17 protein-coding genes are annotated in these 21,019 nt (G+C 73.9%); 8 read left to right on the forward strand and 9 right to left on the reverse strand.

Annotated elements, in window-relative coordinates:
* Window positions 1-118: 118 nt before the first annotated feature.
* The 4 genes from IE237_RS37480 to IE237_RS37495 all read left to right on the forward strand — a co-directional run bounded on the left by IE237_RS37480 (window position 119) and on the right by IE237_RS37495 (window position 5,577).
* Window positions 119-667: a hypothetical protein gene (locus tag IE237_RS37480; RefSeq protein WP_189806738.1), complete on the forward strand. Its 549-nt coding sequence runs from the start codon at window positions 119-121 to the stop codon at window positions 665-667.
* Window positions 668-733: 66 nt separating this feature from the next.
* Entirely contained in the window at window positions 734-2,287 is a 1,554-nt protein-coding gene (locus IE237_RS37485; RefSeq protein WP_189806674.1) for an outer membrane protein assembly factor BamB family protein, read from the forward strand.
* A 120-nt stretch (window positions 2,288-2,407) separates the two neighbouring features.
* Window positions 2,408-5,008, forward strand: coding sequence for an MDR family MFS transporter (locus tag IE237_RS41455; protein WP_189806675.1), 2,601 nt, complete (start codon window positions 2,408-2,410; stop codon window positions 5,006-5,008).
* Between the two features lie 41 nt (window positions 5,009-5,049).
* Complete coding sequence (locus tag IE237_RS37495; RefSeq protein ID WP_189806676.1) at window positions 5,050-5,577, forward strand: hypothetical protein; 528 nt, start codon at window positions 5,050-5,052, stop codon at window positions 5,575-5,577.
* 13 nt (window positions 5,578-5,590) lie between these two features.
* Here the strand turns inward: IE237_RS37495 and IE237_RS37500 are convergent, their stop codons facing one another.
* The 6 genes from IE237_RS37500 to IE237_RS37525 form a co-directional block, all read right to left on the reverse strand.
* A complete protein-coding gene (locus IE237_RS37500; protein WP_189806677.1) occupies window positions 5,591-5,932 on the reverse strand; it encodes a MazG-like family protein in 342 nt (113 codons plus the stop codon).
* 131 nt (window positions 5,933-6,063) lie between these two features.
* Window positions 6,064-7,437 carry a DEAD/DEAH box helicase gene (locus IE237_RS37505; RefSeq protein ID WP_189806678.1) on the reverse strand — a complete coding sequence of 458 codons (1,374 nt, stop codon included), beginning with the start codon at window positions 7,435-7,437 and terminating at the stop codon, window positions 6,064-6,066.
* Window positions 7,438-7,531: 94 nt separating this feature from the next.
* The gene (locus tag IE237_RS37510; RefSeq protein ID WP_033201600.1) at window positions 7,532-7,735 is read right to left on the reverse strand and encodes a cold-shock protein; all 204 of its coding nucleotides are present in this window, start codon (window positions 7,733-7,735) and stop codon (window positions 7,532-7,534) included.
* A gap of 251 nt (window positions 7,736-7,986) precedes the next feature.
* A complete protein-coding gene (locus IE237_RS37515) occupies window positions 7,987-9,090 on the reverse strand; it encodes a hypothetical protein (RefSeq protein ID WP_189806679.1) in 1,104 nt (367 codons plus the stop codon).
* Window positions 9,087-9,905: a DUF817 domain-containing protein gene (locus IE237_RS37520; RefSeq protein ID WP_189806680.1), complete on the reverse strand. Its 819-nt coding sequence runs from the start codon at window positions 9,903-9,905 to the stop codon at window positions 9,087-9,089. Before IE237_RS37520 ends, IE237_RS37515 begins: the two co-directional genes overlap by 4 nt.
* Before the next feature lie 187 nt (window positions 9,906-10,092).
* A complete protein-coding gene (locus IE237_RS37525) occupies window positions 10,093-11,538 on the reverse strand; it encodes a glyceraldehyde-3-phosphate dehydrogenase (RefSeq protein WP_189806681.1) in 1,446 nt (481 codons plus the stop codon).
* A gap of 137 nt (window positions 11,539-11,675) precedes the next feature.
* Here IE237_RS37525 and IE237_RS37530 point away from each other — a divergent pair, with 137 nt between their 5' ends.
* Complete coding sequence (locus IE237_RS37530; RefSeq protein WP_189806682.1) at window positions 11,676-14,651, forward strand: AfsR/SARP family transcriptional regulator; 2,976 nt, start codon at window positions 11,676-11,678, stop codon at window positions 14,649-14,651.
* A gap of 12 nt (window positions 14,652-14,663) precedes the next feature.
* On the opposite strand, the gene IE237_RS37535 is transcribed toward IE237_RS37530, so the two are convergent.
* The 3 genes from IE237_RS37535 to IE237_RS37545 all read right to left on the reverse strand — a co-directional run bounded on the left by IE237_RS37535 (window position 14,664) and on the right by IE237_RS37545 (window position 18,347).
* Window positions 14,664-15,305, reverse strand: coding sequence for a GNAT family N-acetyltransferase (locus IE237_RS37535; RefSeq protein WP_189806683.1), 642 nt, complete (start codon window positions 15,303-15,305; stop codon window positions 14,664-14,666).
* Between the two features lie 101 nt (window positions 15,306-15,406).
* Window positions 15,407-16,438: a serine hydrolase domain-containing protein gene (locus IE237_RS37540; protein ID WP_189806684.1), complete on the reverse strand. Its 1,032-nt coding sequence runs from the start codon at window positions 16,436-16,438 to the stop codon at window positions 15,407-15,409.
* Between the two features lie 106 nt (window positions 16,439-16,544).
* On the reverse strand, window positions 16,545-18,347 hold the full coding sequence (locus IE237_RS37545; protein WP_189806685.1) for a VanW family protein: 1,803 nt from the start codon (window positions 18,345-18,347) through the stop codon (window positions 16,545-16,547).
* A gap of 316 nt (window positions 18,348-18,663) precedes the next feature.
* On the opposite strand from IE237_RS37545, the gene IE237_RS37550 reads away from it, so the two are divergent.
* From IE237_RS37550 to IE237_RS37560, 3 genes are all read left to right on the forward strand, one after another.
* On the forward strand, window positions 18,664-19,431 hold the full coding sequence (locus IE237_RS37550) for an IclR family transcriptional regulator (protein WP_189806686.1): 768 nt from the start codon (window positions 18,664-18,666) through the stop codon (window positions 19,429-19,431).
* 45 nt (window positions 19,432-19,476) lie between these two features.
* A complete protein-coding gene (locus IE237_RS37555) occupies window positions 19,477-19,806 on the forward strand; it encodes a putative quinol monooxygenase (protein ID WP_189806687.1) in 330 nt (109 codons plus the stop codon).
* A gap of 94 nt (window positions 19,807-19,900) precedes the next feature.
* On the forward strand, window positions 19,901-20,935 hold the full coding sequence (locus IE237_RS37560) for a LacI family DNA-binding transcriptional regulator (protein WP_189806688.1): 1,035 nt from the start codon (window positions 19,901-19,903) through the stop codon (window positions 20,933-20,935).
* The last annotated feature ends 84 nt before the right edge of the window (window positions 20,936-21,019 follow it).

The following is a 21,019-nucleotide window of genomic DNA, read 5'->3' on the forward strand; positions in this document are numbered from 1 at the left end:
CGCTTCAGCAGCATTTCATCGGCCTTGCAGCGCTCCGCGTCAGGGTGGGCGCCGTCGGGTCGGCTGCCGCCGTGGGGGCGGCAGCCGGCCCGCGTCGCCGAGAGAGGGAGACACCGTGATGTCACAGGCCGGCAGCACGCCCGGCGCGCGGCCCGCCCGCCGCGCCGGCCGATGGGAGCGCTACCGGGTCACCCACCCGTTCTCCGCAGGGGACCAGGCGGGCCTGTGGGGCGCGGTCGTGGGAGCCGTCGGGCTCGCCGTCCTGCTCGGCTGGGCGCTCGACATGAAGGGCGGCGTCGTGATCGTCGCCGCCGTCCCCTTCATCATCTCCTGGTACGAGAACCGGCGTACGGCGTTCCAGTTCGACGCGGCGGGAGCCCGGTTCGGCACCGTCCTGCTGCCCTGGGGTGATGTCACCCAGTTCGTCGTGGCCACGCCGGAGGGCGGCACGCACGCCCTGATCGGTGCGCGGCTGCGCCCGGGCGCCGCTCTGCCGGCGGGCGGGGCCGTCCCCGCGCACGACCCGGCCATGCCCGCGCCGATCCATGTCGCCGTCCTCCGCGCCAAGTTCGACCTGCGGAAGATGGTGGAGAAGGCGCGCAGGTACGCGCCGTCGCACATCCAGATCGTCGTCGCCGACCCGTCCGGCGAGCGCGTCGCGACGTAGCCCGGCCGTCGACCGGGGCGCCGGTACGCCCGACGCGCCGGTCGACGCAGCAGAGAGGTCAGACAGATGCACCGCCCGCCGGAGCCCTGGTACACATCGCACCCGCCGCAGCAGCCGGTGCTGGGCAACCCGTACGCCCCGGAGGGCTACACCCCGCCGCCCGGACGGCCTCCCCGGCGCCGGCGCTTCGGCAAGGGCCCGGTGCTCGCCGTGCTCGCCGTCCTGCTGCTCCTGGTGGCGGGCGGCGGTGTGCTGTACGCCGTCGACGGCGACCGGTGGAGCGGACCGACCGCACCCGTGGCCGAGCGGACCCCCAGTCCCTCCGGGACGCCGTCCCCCTCCCGTACCCCCGCCGTCCGCACGCCCGAACCGAAGCGGATCCCGACCTCGGACGAGCTCAACGCGGGGCGGAAGCCGGGGGACGCGACGGCGTGGATCGTCGACGACCGGACCGATCTGCCCCGGCGCTCCATCAAGCTCCACGACCTGTGGACCGTCGGCGACACCGTCGTCCAGGCGCTGTACAAGAAGGTCACCGCCTACCGTCTCTCCGACGGCGCCGAGGTGTGGAGCGTGAGCCTGCCCGCGCCCGTCTGCGAGACGCCGGTCGCCCCGACTCCTGACGGCAAGGTCGTCGTGGTGTACCAGAACCGCGAGGCCTGGACCGGAGCCCGCTGCAACCAGCTCCAGATGATCGACCTCCGCACCGGCAGGGCCGGCTGGCACAAGCAGCTGACCGAGACCGGCTCCATGGACGACACGATCATCGTGAACAGCGCCCTGAGCGGCGACGTCCTCGCCGTCGGCCAGAGCATGAAGGCCGCCGCCTACCGCGTCGCCGACGGGACCAGGCTCTACGACATCCCCATGGAGAACCCCGGGAAGTGCTATCCCGACGACGTGGCGGGCGGCAGCCGGCTCCTGGTCAAGGCCGACTGCGCGATCGGCGTCGACCGGACGAAGAGCTACAGCCAGCTCCGCGCGCTCGACCCGCGCACCGGAAAGGTGCTCTGGCGTTTCCGGACCCGGCCGGGATGGGAGATCGGCAAGGTGCTCTCCGTGGACCCGGTCGTCTTCACCACCCTCCACGCCACACGGCGCACCGACGACTGGCGGGTCGTCGCGCTGGGGCCGGGCGGGAAGCTGCGCACCACCATCGACCCCCGGGCGAAGGGCTTCAAGTACTGCGCGGACGCGGGGGATTCGGGCGAGGGCATCCAGAACTGCGACGGCACGCTCGTCGGCCCGAACACCGTCTACCTCGGCGGTACGGACCGGGTCGGCGCCTACGACCTCGGGACGGGGAAGCTCGTCTGGGGGGTGAAGTCCTCGGACAGCACCCTGCACCCCCTGCGCGCGGAAGCGGGCTCGGCCGCCCTCGTCTACGAGGCGGCCTCCGCCGGCCGGCCGGGCGGGATCATCCGGCTGGGCCCGGGCGGCGCGGACACGGAGAAGCGGGTCCTGAACCATCCGGAGTCCGCCCGGTCGACCGAACACGGCATGCTCGCCGGAGAACTGGCCTACGCGAAGGGCAGGATCGTGATCACGCCGTCGGGCGTCAGCGGCAACGACGTGATGCACGAGGCCCGCATGCTGTCCTTCGGCCCCGGGGCGCCCTGAGTGGCCGGGACACCGCGCGAGGCGCACGGAGACGACGCGGCGGGCGCACGCGAGGGTGATGTGGCCCATGGTTCGCACGATCCCGCCCGGGAACGAGGGATGCTCAACTATGTTGCTGACGTGGACCAGTTGATCACCGAAGACCCGACGCACATCGGCCCGTACCGCCTCATCGCCCGGCTGGGCGCGGGCGGCATGGGACTCGTGTACCTCGGCCGGTCCGAGGCCGGGCGTACGGTCGCCGTGAAGGTGGTGCAGGCCGAGCACGCCCAGCACCCCGAGTTCCGCCGCCGCTTCGCGCGCGAGGTGGCGGCCGCCCGGAGGGTGGGAGGCGAGTGGACGGCGGCCGTGCTCGACGCCGACACCGACGCGCCGGTGCCGTGGGTGGCGACCCAGTACATCCCCGGACCCGACCTGACCACCGTGGTGGCGAAGGACTTCGGTCCGCTGCCCGAGCACTCGGTGCGCACCCTCGCCAACCGGCTTGCCGTGGCCCTGGGATCCGTGCACGGGGCGGGGCTGATCCACCGCGACCTGAAGCCGTCCAACGTCCTGGTGACCGTGGACGGGCCGCGCGTGATCGACTTCGGCATCGCGCGGGCGATGGACGGCCTCGGCGGAGACAGCCTGCACACCCGTACGGGCATGCTGATCGGTTCGCCGGGCTTCATGTCGCCCGAGCAGGTGCGCGGGCTCGAACTCACGCCGGCGAGCGACGTGTTCTGCCTGGGCGCCGTCCTCGTGTACGCCGCCACCGGCCGGCTCCTCTTCGGCGCTACCGACACCGGTCTCAGCGCGCACCTCTTCCGGATCGCGGAGGAGGAGCCGGACCTCACGGGCGTGCCGGACTCGCTGGTCGATCTCGTACGGGCCTGCCTGCACAAGGACCCGACGCGGCGCCCGACACCCGCCGACGTGGCGGCGCGCACGGCCACGGACCGGGCCGAGGAGTGGCTGCCCGGCTCCGTGCTCGCCCAACTCGGGCGCCATGCCGCACGGTTGCTGGACTTCGCGCCGGAGACGCGGGTGACGCCGCCGGACCCGAGGATCCCGGCCCAGGCCCAGGCTCACGCCCAGGCGTACCCTCCGCACCCGGCGTACACGCCGACGGCGCCGGTGGGCGGGAACCCGGCGCCGCCGGGGTTCGGCCCGGCCGTCGACGCGGTGCCCGGTGCATGGGGACCGCCCACCGCCCCGGCGGGCCCGTCCCCCCGGCGCTGGGCGGGGCTCGCCGCCGCCGCGCTGGCACAGTTCCTGGTCCTCGTCGGCTCCACGAGCACGAACGCCGTGCTGCCGGCCGTCCAGGCCGACCTCGGCATACCCGTCGACGGCCTCGGTTCGATGGCCCTCGCTCAGGGTGTCGCCTTCGGCGCGCTGCTCCTGCTCGGCGGACACCTCACCGATCTCCTGGGCCGCAAACGGGCGGCGATCCTCGGCCTCATCGGATTCGCCGTCGCCTCCGTGCTCGGCGGACTCGCCCCCTCCGCGGCCGTCCTCATCACGGCGAACGCCCTCCAGGGCGCCTTCGCCGCGCTGCTCTCCTCGGCCGCGCTCGCCCTGGTGGCCGGCGGCTTCACCGACCCGAAGGAACGCGGCACGGCCTTCGGGATCTACGCCGCGATCGCCGGCGGCGGCCTGGCCGTCGGCGCCTTCACCGGCACCTGGCTGGCCGAGACCCTGAGCTGGCGCTGGTGCCTGTACGCCGCGGTCCCGCTCGCCCTCGTCGCCGTGATCCCGGCCGCCAGGCTGGTGGACGACCGGTCGGGCCGTCCGTCCGCCCGCCCCGACGTGCCGGGCCTGCTGCTCGGCACCGGCGCGCTCGCCGCCCTCGTCCTCGGCTTCCACCGTGCCGACGAGGTCTACGGTTCCCAGGGCTCCGACGGCCGCGGCTGGTTCTCGCCGCTGACGGTGGTCCTCCTGCTGGCCGGCGTGGGCCTCCTGGTGGCCTTCGTGTGGTGGCAGGGCCGGACGAGCGGCCCGCTTGTCGCGCCGCAGGTCTTCCGGGACCGGGACCGTGCCGGGTCCCTCCTCGCGCTCGCCCTCGTCGGGATGAGCGCGCCCACGGTCTTCCTGCTCCTGTCCCTCTATCTCCAGGGCGCGCTCGGCGACACCCCGGCCGGGACCTACCTCGCCCTGCTGCCGATGGCCGGCGCCGTCCTCGTCGCAGCCCTGCTCTCCGGCCGTCTCCAGGCCCGCCTCGCGCCCCGTCACCTGATCGTGCCGGGCCTGGTCCTCGCGGCCGTCGGCGTGGGACTGCTGGCACGCCTGGAGGCCGACAGCTCGTACACCGCCCTGGTGCTTCCCGGCATCGTCCTCGCCGGGCTCGGTATCGGTCTGGCTCTGGGGCCGCTGCTCGCCACCGCGACCGGTGCGACCGGCCCCCAGGGCTCCGGCGGCACGGCGGGCACGGTCCTGGCGGCCCAGGGCTTCGGCGGCTGGCTCGCCGTCCCGCTGTTCGGCAGTGTGCTCGCCGCGGTGGTCTCGGGCGGCCTGGAGGCGGGGGCGGACATGCCGCAGCCGCTCGCGGAAGCGGTCAAGAACGGCGTCCTGATCGACCCCTACAACCTTCCGGTCTCGCTGGCCGACGCCGTCCGGCGCTCGAACGAGGCCGTCCTGGACGGCTACTCCGTCACCCTCTGGTCCACGGCGGGCGTCCTGCTGCTCGCGAGCCTCCTCGCCGGCGTGCTGGTCACGGGAAGGACCTCGGGAGAGAGTCGGTAACTTTAGTTTCCATTCCGGGTTCGGTGAACTATGGTTGTCGCATGACAGTGCCTGAAATCACCCCCGAAGAGCAGGCCGAGCTCGACAAGGCCCTCCTCGACGCCCTCAACCCGCTCGCCTCGGCGATCCGCTCCCGCGCGACCGGACTGCCCGAGCACCGCATGTGGGAAGGGGACCCGGCCGAGGTGGCCCTGTCCGTGCTCGCCACCTGGAAGGTCGTGGACGCCCAGGTCAAGAGCCTGACCGCGAGGGCCGCCGGAACCGCCGGGTCGTACGGCGCCAGCTACGAGCAGATGGGCGCGGCGTGGGGGATCACCCGGCAGGGTGCCCGCAAGAAATGGCCCGAAGCCGTCGTCCGCACCCCCGCCGTGACCCCGATCACCCTCGAACTCTTCGGAGGCGCGGCCGCACTGACACAGGACCAGGCGTCCGGCGAGTGGACGTGGACGGGTCGAGGGGCCGACGGGACGCACGGTGCGGCCGGCGGCGGCACGCGGTACCCGACGAGGGAGGAGGCCGCCGCCTACGCGGGCGCCTTCCTCCAGGAGCACGCCGCCGCCACACCCTGAACGCGCCGGCTCCTCAGAGCCCGGCCGCCGGCAGGAACTTCGCCGACTTCTCCGCGAGCACCCGGGCCAGGTACTCCGCGGCGTCGTCGGGCCGCATCCTGGCCAGCCCGACCATCCCGGTGATCACCGCGTCGGCGAGCTCCTCCTGCACGTGCTCCCAGCTGTGACTGCGGCCCTTCCGCGGGTTCGTCGCCCGGACGCCGATGACGGCCTGCGCGGCCTCACCGACCTCCTCGGAGAGCTTGAGGACCTGCAGGGTCCACTGCTCCTCGGGCGGCAGCCCGCGTTCGGAGTCCAGTCGCGTGAACAGCGCGGCGAGCGAACCGATCGTGTCCCACGGGGTGTTGTCCGCCATGAGCCCTCCTCGGGTGAAGGCGCAGCCCGGGGGCGCCGGGCCGCCGACGGGCGGCCCGTCCGCCCGTCACCGGGCTCAACGAAGGGGCACCGCTTTCGAGCACACGTGTTTGAGACGCCCGGGGCGGTCGCTCAGTCGCCCCGGCGGATCCTCGCCGCCCGGCGCGCCTCGGCCGTCTTGCGGGCCTCGGCGGCCCGCCGCGACTCGTTCTTCGCACGGCCCGGGCGGCCCGGGACGGTGCCGATGCCCCGGAAGGCCGCGCCGCCGCGCTTGGCGCCCTCCTGGCTCGGCGCGCTGCCGTCGACCGGCACGCCCGAGGGCTTCCGGGCGCCGGTGATACGGGTCAGCTCGGCCTCGCCGGAACGGACCCGGGTGACCCGGGGCCGGATGCCGGCGTCGGCCATGACCTTGGCGACGTCCCGCCGCTCCTCCTCCGTGACCAGCGTGACGACGACCCCGGACTCGCCGGCGCGCGCGGTGCGGCCGCCCCGGTGCAGATAGTCCTTGCCGTCGGCGGGCGGGTCGACGTTGACGACGAGGTCGAGCTCGTCGACGTGGATGCCGCGCGCCGCCACGTCGGTGGCGACCAGGACGGTGACCTCGCCCGTCCTGAAGCGGTCGAGCGTCCGCGTCCGCAGCGGCTGCGACTTGCCGCCGTGCAGCGCCGCGGCCCGTACACCGCTGCCGAGGAGGTGCTTGGTGAAGCGGTCGACGGAGTGCTTGGTGTGCAGGAACATGATCACCCGCCCGTCGCGCGCGGCGATCTCCGTGGCGGTGGCGAACTTGTCCGCGACGTGCACGTGCAGCACGTGGTGCTCCATCGTGGAGACGGCCGCGGCCGACGGATCGACGGAGTGGCCGGCCGGATCCTGGAGGTAGCGCGCGACCAGCTCGTCGACGTCACGGTCGAGCGTGGCCGAGAACAGCATCCGCTGGCCGCCGTGCGGCACCTGGTCGAGCAGCTCGGTGACCTGCGGCAGGAAGCCCATGTCGGCCATCCGGTCGGCCTCGTCGAGGACCATGACGGCCACGCGGTCGAGACGGCAGTCCTTGCGCTCGACCAGGTCCATGAGGCGCCCGGGGGTCGCGATCAGGACCTCGGCCCCGTCGCGCAGCGCGGTGGCCTGCCGCCCGATCGACATGCCGCCGACCACGGTGGCCAGGCGCAGCCGCAGGGCGTCGGCGTAGGGGGCGAGGGCGTCGGCGACCTGCTGGGCCAGCTCGCGGGTGGGGACCAGGACCAGGGCGAGCGGCCTGCGGGCCTCGGCCCGGCGCCCGGCGGTGCGGGCGAGGAGCGGCAGTCCGAACGCGAGCGTCTTGCCGGATCCGGTCTGCCCGCGTCCGAGGACGTCGCGGCCCGCGAGGGCGTCCGGCAGGGTGGCGGCCTGGATCGGGAAGGGCGCGTCGACACCGCGGCGGGTGAGCTCCGCGAGCACGTCGGCCGGCAGGCCGAATTCGGCGAAGGTCACGGACGCCGCGGAGGCGTCCTTGGGCGTGGTGTTCATGCGGCACCTGGTCCGTCGGAAAAGTCTGGAAAAAGCGACGGGCCGGAGCCCTCACCACGAAGGTGGGGGTCCGGCCGCGTCGGACGTGTCAACGTCAGGCGGGGAGGATGTTCTCCGCCTGCGGGCCCTTCTGGCCCTGCGTGACGTCGAAGGTCACCTTCTGGCCTTCCTGGAGCTCACGGAAGCCGGAGGTGGCGATGTTGGAGTAGTGGGCGAACACGTCCGGGCCGCCACCCTCCTGCTCGATGAAGCCGAAGCCCTTTTCCGAGTTGAACCACTTCACGGTGCCAGTAGCCATGTCATATCTCCTTCGGGGCGTAGCCCTGGGAGCCGCACTGTGCGGATCCCGGCGTCGCCGTGATGATTGCCCCGTCCGGAAAACTGCACCGAAAACACATCAAGTGCCTGACGACGTCGAATCGTCAAAGGCACTTGTAAGTTCAATGGGAACCACGACTGCAACTGATCCCGACTGTAGCACGGGCGCCGACGGGGATGCCAGGGAAATGTCTGATTCGTCCGTGTCGCGGGAAGATCGCCGAAGAAAGATCACTGAAAACTGAGCCGGTGCGGATGCGCCGGACCGGCCGGACACGTGTGGACCCGCATCAGCCCGCGCCCGAGCAGGACACCCGTAGGCCGGGCCGACCGGCCGACGCCCGCCGCACCGTCCCGGGCCCGGTCCTCGACGGGGATCCAGCTCTCCGAGCCGCCGCCCCACTCCCCGGCGTCGACGGTCAGCAGGGGCGGCATCGGCGCGCCGCACTCCCGGCAGTCGACCGGCGCGGGATCGGTGAGGTGCCAGGAGGCGAAGCCGCCGACCTTCCAGCCCGGGGGGATCGACAGGTCGCCCCGGTAGTCCACCTCGTACGGTTCCTCGTCGCGCGCGGCGGCCATGGCGGCCTCGTACTCCTCGTACGTCGCGTAGCCCGCCGCCCCGCCGGAGCCGTCCTCCCCCTCGTCTTCCTCTTCTTCGTCCTCGTCGTCCGCGAGGCTCTCCTCCCACTCCGTGAGGGCCTCCTGGAGCTCCGTGCCCAGCAGTCCCTCGTACTCGTACTCCACGACCTGCTCGGGATGGAGCGCGCAGACGTCGGGGACGCACTCCGCCCGGCCCACCACCACCGGCTCCGGCGGATCCGTCAGGAGCTCGGTGACCTCGTCCGAGCGGCGCCACCTCAGCACGACGTCGATCGTGCGCTCCGGGCCGTGGACCTCGAAGGGGCACCAGAGGACCTGGAGGAGGTCCTGCCCCGGCGGGGTGCGCAGATCCGGGACGTCACGGGCGTACAGCTGTGCGACGGCGAGCAGGGGGACGGGGTCCTCGTCGCGCGTCCCCGGGGCGTGGCGTCCCCGGGTCATGCCGTCGAGCGTCCGACGCTCCCCGGCCGACAGCTCCCGGCCCCGTGCCCCGGCGAGGATGCGTCGTTCGAGCCGTACGTCGGAGAGGAGGTGCCCGGTGTCCTTGCGATGGACGGCGGTGCACATCGGCCACGGCTCGTCGGCCGGCCAGAGGAAGGGCCCCGCCACCGAACTGTCCGCCGCCGTCGGGCACCCCGGGCGGGGGTGGAGCCGGGTGCTCGTACGCCGGTGTGCGGCGAGGCCCGGGAACAGGGCCTCGACGTCGACCGGGCGCGCGGGGGTGGTGCGGGTCATGCGGTGCTCCGGTGCCGGTCCGTCACTCGTGTCGCCTGGACGGCCACATCGTATGCGGGCCCGCGGCCGTTCCGTGCGGTCAGGACGAACGTGACCGTGATGAGCAGCGCCCAGGCGCCGAACTTCGCGAGGGAGACCGGCTGCCAGCCGTCCAGCTGGTCCGGGTAGCTCCAGGCGCCCACGTACGTGGCCGCGTTCTCGGCGACCCAGAGGAAGAAGCCGATCAGCACGAAGGACAGGGCCAGCGGCATCCGGAGGTCGCTCGCGCCGACCCGGAACCGGACCCAGGTCCCCGCCGTCGCGGCCAGGAGCAGCGCGGCGAGCGCCCAGCGCGCGTCGGGCAGCCAGTGGTGGCTGAAGAAGTTCACGTACACGGCGCCGGCGAGGACCGCCGTGAGCCGGGGCCGGTAGCCGGTGAGCCGCAGGTCGAACAGGCGCCAGGCCCGGCAGACGTAACTGCCCAGCGCCGCGTAGAGGAACCCGCCGTACAGCGGCACGCCGCCGAACTTCGTCAGCGCGTCCTCCGGATAGCTCCACGAGCCCATCCGCACCTTGACCAGTTCGAAGAGGAGGCCGATGGCATGGCATCCCGCGATCACGGCCACGTCCCGGCCGGTGTCCCAGCGGAGCTTCCACGCGAGGACGGTGAGCCCGACGCCGTACAGGAGCAGCAGGTCGTAGCGGGCGACCGGCAGTTCGGGCAGCAGGGTCGAGACGGCTATGCCGCCGACGAGCGCGACGGCGAAGGCGCAGCAGCGCGCCTCCAGGACCGCGAAGCGCAGCAGCTGACGTGTCCCGTGCGAGAGCGTCTTCATGGCGGGAGGGACGCCGGAGCACCCACGATCGGTTCGCCGGGCCGGCGGGGCCGCCCGTCCGCGCCCCGGCTGCGGTGCCGGGTCGGGAGGTCGCCCGGCGCCCGTAGGCGCCCGTGACGGAACGGCGGCGCGCCGCACCTTCCGGGTGGGAGGTGCGGCGCGCCGCCGTGCGCCGGGAAGCCGGAGGTCAGACCGCCGGGGACGGGAAGGTCGGGTACTCCACGCCGGAGACGTGCTGGACGACCCGGATGACCTGGCACGAGTAGCCGAACTCGTTGTCGTACCACAGGTACAGGATCGCGTTGTCGCCGTCGACCTTGGTCGCACCGGCGTCGACGATGGACGCGTGGCGCGAGCCGACGAAGTCCATAGAGACGGCGTCGGGGGCCGTGGTGAAGTCGATCTGGCGCTTCAGCGGCGAGTGCAGCGAGACGTCGCGGAGGTACTCCAGGACCTCCTCGCGGGTGGTCTCGCGGCCCAGGCGCAGGCTCAGGATCGCGATCGAGACGTCCGGGACGGGGACGCGGATCGAGCTGCCCGTGATCGGGGCCTTCAGCTCCGGCAGCGCCTTGGCGACGGCCGAGGCGGCACCGGTCTCGGTGATCACCATGTTGAGCGGCGCGGAACGGCCGCGGCGGTCGGCCTTGTGGTAGTTGTCCAGGAGGTTCTGGTCGTTCGTGAACGAGTGGACCGTCTCCACGTGGCCGCGCAGCACGCCGTACTCGTCGTCCATGGCCTTGAGCGGCGGGACGATCGCGTTCGTGGTGCAGGAGGCGCAGGAGATGACCTGCTCGTCCGGCTTGATCGTGTCGTGGTTCACACCGTGCACGATGTTCGGCACGTCGCCCTTGCCGGGCGCGGTGAGGACGACCTTGTCGATGCCGGGGCGCAGGTGCTTGGAGAGGCCCTCGCGGTCCCGCCACTTGCCGGTGTTGTCGATCAGGATGGCGTTCTCGATGCCGTACGCCGTGTAGTCGACCTCGGAGGGGTCGTTGGCGTAGATCACCTTGATCGTGTTGCCGTTGGCGACGATGGTGCTGTTCGCCTCGTCGACCGTGATCGTGCCCTGGAACTGGCCGTGGATGGAGTCACGGCGCAGCAGCGAGGCGCGCTTCACGAGGTCCTGGTCGCCGCCGCCGCGGACGACGATCGCGCGCAGGCGCAGACCGTTGCCGGAGCCGGCCTTCTCGATGAGGAGGCGGGCGACGAGGCGGCCGATGCGGCCGAAGCCGTAGAGGACGACGTCGCGGCCGTCACGGCGCTCGATCTTGTTCTCACCGGTGGCGCCGGCGACGGCCTCCGCGGTGAACTCCGCGACCGAGAGACCGCGGTCGTCGGTCTTGTAGTCGGCGGCGAGCACACCGATGTCGATCTGGCAGGGGCCCAGGTCGAGGGTCGTGAGCGTCTGGAGGAACGGCAGCGTCTCGGTGACGGAGAGCTCCTCGCCGTCGATCTGCCGGGCGAAGCGGTGGGTCTTGAGGATGCTGACCACCGACTTGTTCACCAGGGAGCGGCTGTGGACCAGGACGGTGACGTCCTGCTCCCGGTGCAGCTTCCCGATGATCGGGATCATCGACTCCGCGATCTCCTCGCGGTTCTTCCAACTGGTGAACGAGTCGTCATTGACAGTCACAAGATTATCTTTCGAGCTAGGCGGCGCTCATATGGTAACCCCCGGCCCGTTTGATCAATCAAGGGGTGCCGAACCGTACGATGGGGCGGTCGGGATCCGCCGCAGGCGGGCGGGCCCGCCTACCTTGATGCGGGGGCATGGTGGTGAAGTTCGGGCTGCTCGGACCACTCGTCGTCCACGACGGGACGGACCCGCGGCCGGTGACCGGCCCCAAGGTGCGCGTCCTCCTCGCCGCACTGCTGCTCCAGGCCAACCGGACGGTCTCCCGGGACGCCCTCAAGGAAGCCCTCTGGGGCGCCTCGGTCCCCGCCAGCGCCGACGCCGCCCTCGCCAACCACCTCACCCGGCTCCGCCGCGTCCTCGCCGCCGTCGACGGTGGGACGGGCGAGCGGCTGCGGACCGTCGCCCCCGGCTACCAGCTGATCGTCCACGAGGGCGAGCTCGACGCCGCCGCCTTCGAGGACCGGGTCCGGGCCGTCCGGCAGGCCCACCGGCGGGAGGACTGGGAGGCGGTCCGCCGGGAGACCGACCTCGCCCTCGCCCTGTGGCGCGGCACCCCCCTCGCGGACCTCGCCCCCTTCGCCGAGACCGAGGCGCCCGCGCTCCGGGCCCACCAGCTCGCGGAGGCGCGCCTCCAGGCCCTGGAATGGAGCTTCGACGCCGAGCTGAGCCTCGGCCGCCACCACGAGGCCGTCGCCCCGCTGACCACCCTGGCGGGGGAGCACCCGCTGCGGGAGGGCTTCCACCGGCGGCTGATGCTCGCCCTGCACCGCTCCGGCCGGCAGGCCGAGGCCTTCGCCGTCTTCCACCGGCTGCGCCGGAACCTGGTCGACGAGCTCGGCACGGAACCCGGGGCCGCGGTCCAGGAGGCCCACGCGGAGCTGCTCGCGGGAGAACCCGCGCCGCGCCCCCGCCCGCGCGCCGACACGGCCCGGCCACCGTTCCAGCTGCCCTGCGAGGGGGACGCCTTCACGGGCCGGGAGGCCGAGGCGGCGGCCGTACGGGCACTCCTCGTGGGGGCCGAGGGCGGTGAGGACGGTACGGGTCGGGGCGCGGGTCACGGCTCGGCAGGCGAGCGAGGCACAGGTGCGGACGCCCGCTCCGGGTCCGGGTCCGCCCGGGTCCGGGCCGTCGTCGTCTCCGGCATGGGAGGCGTCGGCAAGACCGCCCTCGCGGTGCACGTCGCGCACCGGGTGCGCGAGGCGTTCCCCGACGGCGCCCTCTACGCCGACCTGCGCGGCTACTGCGTCGGCGGGGCGCGCACCGCCCACGAGCTGCTCGCCCGGTTCCTGTCCGACCTGGGGGTCCATCAGGACGCCCTGCCCGAGGACACCGACGACCGCCCCCTCCTCCTCCGCTCGGCGCTCGCGGAGCGCCGCGTGCTCCTGGTCCTCGACAACGCGCGCAACACCGCCCACGTGGCACCCCTGCTGCCCGCCGGCGGGCCCAGCGCCGCCCTGATCACCAGCCGTCAACTGCTCGCCGGCCTGCCGGGCTCCGCCAAGGTCCCGCTGTCCCCGCTGCCGGAGCCCGACCAGCACGCGCTGCTCGCCAAGCTCGCCGGCGCCGAGCGGGTGGCGGGCGAGCCCGAGGCGCTGGCCGGCATCATGGCCGCCTGCGGAGGCCTGCCGCTGGCCCTGCACATCGTCGGCGGACGGCTGGCCTCCCGGCCCTCCTGGCCGCTCGCGCTCCTGGCGAAACGGCTCACCCCCCACCAGGGCCGGCTCGACACCCTGGCCATGGGGGACTTCGACGTCCGGCGCACCTTCGCCATGAGCTACGTGGCCATGCGGGACAGCGACCAGCCCCTGGAACGCGAGGCCGCACGGGCCTTCCTGCTCCTGGGACGGGTGTGGTCGGCCCACGCGGTGACCCCGCAGTCCGCCGCGGCGCTCCTCGACGTCACCGAGACCCGGGCCGCCGCCGTCCTCGACGTCCTCGCCGACGCCCACCTCGTCCTCAACCCCGAGCCCGACCGGTACCTGCTGCACGACCTGCTCGGCGAGTACGCGGCGCAGCGGGAGGAGGAGGACGGCGAGGCGGAGCCCACCACGGCCCTGGTCCGGCTGCTCTCCTGGTACGCGGCGGCCCTCGCGGCCGCGACGCGGGCGGCCACCGGCGAGACGCAGTCCCCGCCGCCCCTCGAAGGGGAGGCCGTACGGAAGCTGTCGCTGCCCGAGTTCGCGGACGACGACGAGGCGATCCGCTGGACCGCGAGGGAGCTGCCGGCCGTCCGGGACGCCCTCACGCGTGCGGGGGAGCTCGGCCGCTCCGACCTCGCCTGGCGGCTCGCCGTGGGCCTCTTCGGCCATGCGACCACGCACTGGTGGACGGGGGAGTGGGACGCCTGCCTGGAGCAGGCCATGGAGATCGCGCGGGCCCACGACGACCGGCTCGGGCAGGCCTGGCTGCACCGGCGCACGGCCGTCGCGCACGGCATGGCCTACCGCAACGAGGCCTGTCTGGAGCACCTCCGGATCGCCCTGGACCTCTTCACCGAGCGCGGGGACCTCGCTGCCCAGGCGTCGATCCTCGGCAACATGGCGGCGGTGCACCTCCAGTGCGAGGACTCCGCGCAGGCCCTCGTCCACGCCGAGCGTTCGCGCGACCTGTACCGCCGGGTCGGGAACACCCGGGGCGAGGTGCTCGCCCTCACGCGGATGGCGGACGTCCACCGGCTGCGCGGCGAACCGGAGTCGGCGGCCGCGGACTTCCGCCGGGTCGTCGAGCTGCTCAGAGGGACCGGCCACGGGGCGGTTCTCGCGACCAGCCTCACCGGCTACGGCGACGTGCAGCGCGTCCTCGGGCACCGCGACGAGGCGTTCGAGGCCCTGGCCGAGGCGCTCTCCATCCGGCTCCGCATGAACGACCAGGGCGGTACGGTCGACTGCCTCGTCGTCACCGCCCGGGCCCACCACCACTTCGGGGAGTGGGCCGCCGCCCACGAGACCTGGGAGTGGTGCCTGGAGCTCGCGCGCCGGCACCGGCTCGACCAGCGGATCGACGAGTGCCTGGACGGCCTGAAGGCCCTAGCGTCCCAGGCCCTCGCGGACGGGACTCCCCGGGAAGCACCGACCGCGTCCCCACCCCCGCCTGCCCCCGACACCCCGTGACCGGCGTCCCTCTCACCGGGCCGCGGCGCGCCGCTCCCTGATGCCGGCCAGGCGCGCCTCAAGGGCCGCCCGGCGTTCGGGCCACTCCCCGGCGATGATCGAGAAGACGGCGGAATCGCGGAGACGGCCCTCCTCGCCCGGGGCCCAGGAGCGGGTGATGTTCCGCAGGACGCCCTCGAAGCTCGCGCCGACGGACGCGATCGCCGCCCGCGAGCGGGCGTTGCGGGCGTCGGTCCTGAGGTCGACCCGGGCCACCTCCCAGCTCTCGAAGGCGTGCCGGAAGAGCAGGTACTTGGCCTCGGCGTTCACCCCGGTGCCCTGGGCCGAGGCCGCGAGCCAGGTGTAGCCGATCTCGACCGCGCACAGGCCCTCCCCGGAGGGCCAGGGACGCGGATCCAGGAAGGCGGTGGCGCCGACGACCCGGCCGTCGGCCGGGTCGACCTGTGCGTACGGGACGACCGTGCCGTCGGCGGCGCGGCCCAGCTGCGCGTCGACGTACGCCCGGAACTCGTCCCGGCCCGGCACCCACGTGTAGCCGTACGAGTCCCGTTCCTCCCCCGCCGCCTCCGCCAGCCCGGCGGCGTGGTGGTGCCCCAGCGGCTCCAGGCGCACGAACGCGCCCTCCAGAACCGGCCCTTCCCCCGTGAACCCCATGAATGCGCACTCCGTGACGTGTCGAGACGGCGAAGATCGTTCGATCGGGGTGCAGGGTCGCAGAGCGGGTGCCCTGACGGCACCTCATTTCCGCGGGACGGTCACGGGAAGGCGAGGGCGCGGAAGACCTCTCTAACCCGGGCCAGCGGGCCGGGGTCGCGGGTGAGACGGAGCCGGTTGGTGAGCAGGACGGCCCAGCGGCCGCGGGTGGGCGAGACCCAGAGGGCCGTGCCGGTGAAGCCGAAGTGCGCCCAGACGTCGTCCGCCGGCTCCGTGCCGGGTGCCGGATGCCAGAAGAGGCCGCGCGGCGGGAGGAGCCGGCCGGTGCGGACGCGCAGCGACGCGGCGGTCCACTCGGCGGAGAAGCCGCCGGGCACCGGATCGAGCACGTGCCGCAGGAAGCGGCCGACGTCGGCGGTGGTCGTGAAGACGCCCGCGATCCCGCAGGCGCCGCCGAGCAGCCGGGTCGAGAAGTCGTGGACGGTGCCCCGGAGCGGCGCGCCGCTCTCCTCGTCGTACTCGGTGGGCGCGCACCGCTCCCTCGCCCCGGCGGGCATCGGCCCGTAACGGGTCTCCGTCATGGCGAGGGGCGTCCAGACCCGGTCCCCGGCGAGTCGGGTGAGCGGCTGCCGGGTGAGGTGCTCGGCGAGGTAGCCGAGGATCAGCGCCGCCCGGTCGGTGTACGCGACGGCCTCGCCGGGCCGGTGCCGGAGCGGCTCGGCGAGGACGCCGTCGCGGACGTCCTGCGGATCGGAGCCGTAGAGGTGCCGGAGGTTGGCGCGGAGCGGCAGGCCCGCCGTGTGGGTGAGGAGGTGCTGGGCCGTGGCCCCGGCGAGCGGGCGGCCCGCGGCCTCGTGCCAGTACGAGCCGAGCGGGGCGGTCAGGTCGAGCTTCCCGGCGTCGACGAGGGTGCCGACGACGGCCCAGACCGCGAGGATCTTGGTGAGGCTCGCGACGTCGAAGAGCGTGTCGGGGCGGGTGGGAGCCCCGGGGCGCGCCGGGTCGAGCAGCCCGACCGCCCCCGACGACAGGGTCGCGCGGGCGTCGCCCACGGCCCATGCGGCGCCCGGGTACGTGCCGGCGCGGGCGGCCTCGTCGAGGAGCCGCTCGAAGGGGTCGCTGCGCTGTGCCAAGGCGTGCCTCCGGCGGCCGGGGAGGTTCGGAGCGCGGCCCGTCGAGGGGGGTCGACGGGCCGCGCTCCGAAGTCATGCCCCGGCCGTACGGGAAGACACCCTTCCGTCAGCGGCGGTCGCCGGCCTGACCGCGGTCCTGACCGTCGTCCGGCGCGGTGTCCTTGGCGACCGGCTTGCAGGTCACCTCGTCGCGCGGGGTGTAGTGGGTCTTGTAGGTCTCCCGCTTGACCTCGACGCCGTCGTTCTTGAAGACGCGGTCCACCGCGATGTCGAAGCCCTCGAGCGGAGGCTGAGGCACACAGGCCTCGCCGGTGCCCTCGCGCTTCGTGGGCTGCGTGAGGTCGGTGCGCGGGCCGGCGACCGCTTCCACCGAGTCGTACTTCTTCGTGCCGAGGAAGCTCACGGTGACCGAGGAGTCCGTGGCGCTCGCCTTGATGTAGATCGGCTTGCCCGTGTCGTTGCGGAACTTCAGGTCGAGCGAGCCCCAGGCGACGGTCGCCTCGCGGCCGGCCGGGTAGCGCTCGATGTAGAAGGAGTGCGCGCCGTGCTCCACGGGCTGCACCCCGGCGAAGAACATGGCGTTGTAGACGGTGGTGGCCATCGCCGACACGCCGCCGCCGGGCGCGGAGCGGTACTGGCCGTCGAGGATCATCGTGCCGTCGACGAAGCCGTTGTCCGGGGTCCGCTCGCCGACGGTCTTGTTGAAGCTCCACACCTCGCCCGGCTGCACCAGCGAGCCGTTGATGAGCTCGGCCGCCCGGCCGATGTTCGTCGTCCGGTACGGGGCGGAGGGGAAGTTCACCGTGAACGTCGACACCTGCTCGGTGATGCCCAGGCGGGCCAGCGAGCCGGAGGTCAGCTCGGGCTCGGTGACCGTGGTGGCCACCGGAGCCGTACGGGCCGCGTCGCCGGACTTCGTCAGGAGCGGGCGCACGGCGTCGCCCAGGGCCTTCGCGGTCACCTCGTGGCCCGGCCGGCCCTCCGACTCCACGACGACCTTGCCGTCGCGCACTCCGAGGGACGACTCCACCGGCGCGTTGGTGAGCGAGGCGAGGGGGCGCGCCACGTCCGGGTCGCGCAGCAGGGCCTCCTCGTCGAGGGAGGCGGTGAGGCGCCCGCCGTCGTTCTTCACGGTGAGGTGGTCGGCGAGCGTGGCGGCGGAGATCCGCAGCCGCTCGCCGCCCGCCGTGAGCGTCACCGGGCCGGAGACGGCCTTCTTCGCGTACGTGTCGAGGAAGCGGGACACCTCGGCGGCGGGCAGCTTGGGCTCGGTCAGAGAGACGGGGAGCGTCACCGCGGCGGCACCGGTGGTGGCGGGGTAGGACGCGCGCAGGGTCTCGGCGGCCTGTCCGGTGTCCAGCTTCCGGCCGGTCACCGGCTGGGTCGCGACGGCCTCGCCCCCGCGGAAGGCGACGGACCCCTCGCGGACGGCCCGGTCGTTCTGCTTGGCCAGCTCGGCCACGGCGGCCTCGATCCTGGCCTCGTCGTGCGCCAGGACGGGCCGGACCTCGCGCTCACCGGGGGAGAAGAGGCGTCCGATGACGGTGAAGGGGTCGCGGGACGGGTCGGCGGCCAGGTCGGCCGTCTTCGCGACGTCCACGGTCAGGCCGGCGGTGGCCGGGTCCACGGTGGTGGCGCGGTCGCCGACCTTCACGGGTATCGGCGCCTTCCAGGAGGCGGGGGCCGCGGACGTCAGCTTCGCCTCGGCCTCGGCGCGGCTCATGCCGCCGATGTCGACGCCGTCGACCCGGGTGCCGGCGGATATGTCGTCCCCGGTGGCGAGCAGCCCCGCCACGTACAGGCCGCCCGCGGCGACGGCGACCACACCCGTCGCGATCGCCGCCGTCCGGAGACGCGGACGGCGCCCCTCGCGGGGCGTCGGGGCATGGTCGGTCCTGGAGCGGGGCACGCGCTCTCCCGGGGCGTCGAGGAATGGGGGAACCACACGACGGTACGCCGAAAGAGTGTCTTATGCACATAAAGACGGTTTGACCTGCGGAGATACGGAGCGGGGCGCAACGGACACGGAGCGTGCCGCCATCCGGGCGGGGGGCGGGTCCGCCCACCGCGTCGCACGGGCGGGAACGAGGGCACCGCAGAGCGCGCGAAGCCGGGTCCGCCCACCGCGTCGCACCGGCGGTGACGAGGGCACCCAGACCCCGCGAAGCCGGGTCCGTGATCCCGTGTCGTACCCGCCGCGGGACCGGCGCGCCTAAGCTGGAGCGATGCCTGCCACCCCCGGCCCCGGGCACCCCGGACCCCAGTCCGTGGACCGGGCCCTCGCCGTCCTCGACGCCGTCGCCGACGCGGACCGGCCCGTCGGGGCGAAGGCGCTGGCCCGCCGCCTCGGCTGCGCCCTCTCGACCGTCTACCACGTGACCGGCCCCCTGCTCGCCCGCGGCTACCTCGTCCGCACCGCCGAGGGGTACGCGCCCGGACCCCGCGTCCCCGCCCTGCACCGCTCCCACCAGCGGCACCACGGACTCGGCGCCGGAACCGGCGACCTGCTCGGCCGGCTGCGGCGGGCCACGGGCGCCGAGGCGTACCACACCGCCTACCGCGACGGCCTGATCACCGTCGTCGACACCACCGCCCCCGTCACCGACACCGACCACCCCTTCACCCCGGGCCCCGAGGCCCGCGCGCACGCGACCGCGCACGGCAAGGCGCTGCTCGCCGCGCTGCCGCGCCCGCTGCGCCGCCGCTACCTGGCGGAGCACGGCATGGCCCGCCTCACCGAGCGGACCATCACCAGCGCCGAGCGGTTCGAGGCCGAGGTGGACCGGGTCCGCGGCCAGGGCTTCGCCGTGTCCGTCGGCGAGGCCGACCTCGCGTACACCTGCCTCGCCGTCGCCCTGCCCGAGCGCGGCGACGGCATCGTGCACGCCCTGTCCGTCTCCCTGCCCACCGCGGAGTTCGGCCGGCGGCAGGGCGACATCCGGGCCGCGCTCGCCCGGGCCGTACCGGAGTTTCCGGCCCTGCCGGAATCCTGACCGGACCGGCTGGCCGCACCCGGGGGCGCACCGCAGTCTGGACGCATGATCTTCATCGCCGTTCGGTTCACCGCCCGCCCCGACCACGCCGACCGCTGGCTCGACCTGGTCGACGACTTCACCCGCGCCACCCGCGCGGAGCCCGGCAACCTCTTCTTCGACTGGTCCCGCAGCGTCGACGACCCGAACGTCTTCGTCCTCCTGGAGGCGTTCGCCGACGCCGAGGCGGGCGCCGCCCACGTCGCCTCCCCGCACTTCACGGCCGGTCTCGCCACCATGGCCGGAGCCATCGCCACCACCCCCGAGATCATCAACGTCGAGGTCCCGCAGCAGGGCTGGGGCGCCATGGCCGAACTCTCCCCGACCGGCCTCTGAGCCGTCCCCCGGCGACCCCGGGGACGCGCCGCCCCGCCTGATAGGTTCGCGTGCACACGCAGGCGGGGCGGCGGCCCGAGGGGAGAAGCGGCACATGGCGGTGAGCGGGCGTCAGACCGGCAGGCCCACCCTCGAGGAGGTCGCGGCCCGGGCCGGAGTCGGCCGCGGCACGGTCTCCCGGGTCATCAACGGCTCCCCGAAGGTGAGCGAACAGGCCAAGGCCGCCGTCGAGAAGGCGGTCGCCGAGCTCGGCTACGTCCCCAACCGGGCCGCCCGCGCCCTCGCCGGCAGCCGCACCGACGCCGTCGCCCTGGTGATCCCCGAGACCGAGGCGCGCCTCTTCGCCGAGCCGTACTTCCTCGACATCATCCGCGGGGTCAGCACCGAACTCGCCGACGCCGACAAGCAGCTGCTCCTGACCCTCATCCGCAGCGAGCAGGAGCGGCAGCGCTTCGAGCAGTACCTCGCCGCGCAGCGCGTCGACGGCGTCCTCCTCGTCTCCGTGCACGGAGACGACCCGCTGCCCGACCAGGTCCGCGCCCTCGGCCTGCCCGCGGTCCTCAACGGCCGGCGCAGCGAGGCCGAGCGCGTCGCCTTCGTCGACTCCGACAACACCGGCGCCGGCCGGACCGCCGTCGCCCACCTCGCCGGCCGCGGCCGGCGCGCGATCGCCACCGTCACCGGCCCCCTCGACATGTACGTGGCCCGCTGCCGCCTCGACGGCTACCGCGAGGGACTGACGGAGGCCGGCCTCACGCCCGACGAGACGCTCGTCGCCAACGGCGACTTCACCGAGGAGGGCGGCCGGAGGGCCATGCGGGAGCTCCTGGACCGCCGGCCCGACCTGGACGCCGTCTTCGCCGCCTCCGACGTGATGGCGGCCGGCGCGCGGAGCGTGCTGCGCGAGGCGGGCCGCCGGGTCCCCGAGGACGTGGCCCTCGTCGGCGTCGACGACTCGGCCGTCGCCCGGCACATGGACCCGCCGCTGACGAGCGTCCGCCAGCCCATCGAGGAGATGGGCCGCACGATGGCCCGCCTGCTCCTGCGGGAGATCGCCTCGCCCAGCGACCCCGACGACCAGCCCCGCCGGATGCTGCCCACCGAACTCGTGGTCCGCGCCTCCTCCTGAGGCCGGACGGCGCCGTGGCGTCGCCACCGGTGCCGAGATGCAGCCGTCCCGGGGGGCCCGGAGAATGGACACCGTACGGGGTCT

This window comes from Streptomyces tanashiensis (assembly GCF_014648895.1).
In the GTDB taxonomy this organism is placed as follows: Bacteria; Actinomycetota; Actinomycetes; order Streptomycetales; family Streptomycetaceae; genus Streptomyces; species Streptomyces tanashiensis.

Bases quoted from the DNA above. Each gene is read 5' to 3' on its own strand.
- IE237_RS37480 (WP_189806738.1), top strand. From the start codon at position 119: ATGTCACAGGCCGGCAGCACGCCCGGCGCGCGGCCCGCCCGCCGCGCC.
- IE237_RS37485 (WP_189806674.1), top strand. From the start codon at position 734: ATGCACCGCCCGCCGGAGCCCTGGTACACATCGCACCCGCCGCAGCAG.
- IE237_RS37495 (WP_189806676.1), top strand. From the start codon at position 5,050: ATGACAGTGCCTGAAATCACCCCCGAAGAGCAGGCCGAGCTCGACAAG.
- IE237_RS37500 (WP_189806677.1), bottom strand. From the start codon at position 5,932: ATGGCGGACAACACCCCGTGGGACACGATCGGTTCGCTCGCCGCGCTG.
- IE237_RS37505 (WP_189806678.1), bottom strand. From the start codon at position 7,437: ATGAACACCACGCCCAAGGACGCCTCCGCGGCGTCCGTGACCTTCGCC.
- IE237_RS37510 (WP_033201600.1), bottom strand. From the start codon at position 7,735: ATGGCTACTGGCACCGTGAAGTGGTTCAACTCGGAAAAGGGCTTCGGC.
- IE237_RS37515 (WP_189806679.1), bottom strand. From the start codon at position 9,090: ATGACCCGCACCACCCCCGCGCGCCCGGTCGACGTCGAGGCCCTGTTC.
- IE237_RS37520 (WP_189806680.1), bottom strand. From the start codon at position 9,905: ATGAAGACGCTCTCGCACGGGACACGTCAGCTGCTGCGCTTCGCGGTC.
- IE237_RS37530 (WP_189806682.1), top strand. From the start codon at position 11,676: ATGGTGGTGAAGTTCGGGCTGCTCGGACCACTCGTCGTCCACGACGGG.
- IE237_RS37535 (WP_189806683.1), bottom strand. From the start codon at position 15,305: ATGGGGTTCACGGGGGAAGGGCCGGTTCTGGAGGGCGCGTTCGTGCGC.
- IE237_RS37550 (WP_189806686.1), top strand. From the start codon at position 18,664: ATGCCTGCCACCCCCGGCCCCGGGCACCCCGGACCCCAGTCCGTGGAC.
- IE237_RS37555 (WP_189806687.1), top strand. From the start codon at position 19,477: ATGATCTTCATCGCCGTTCGGTTCACCGCCCGCCCCGACCACGCCGAC.
- IE237_RS37560 (WP_189806688.1), top strand. From the start codon at position 19,901: ATGGCGGTGAGCGGGCGTCAGACCGGCAGGCCCACCCTCGAGGAGGTC.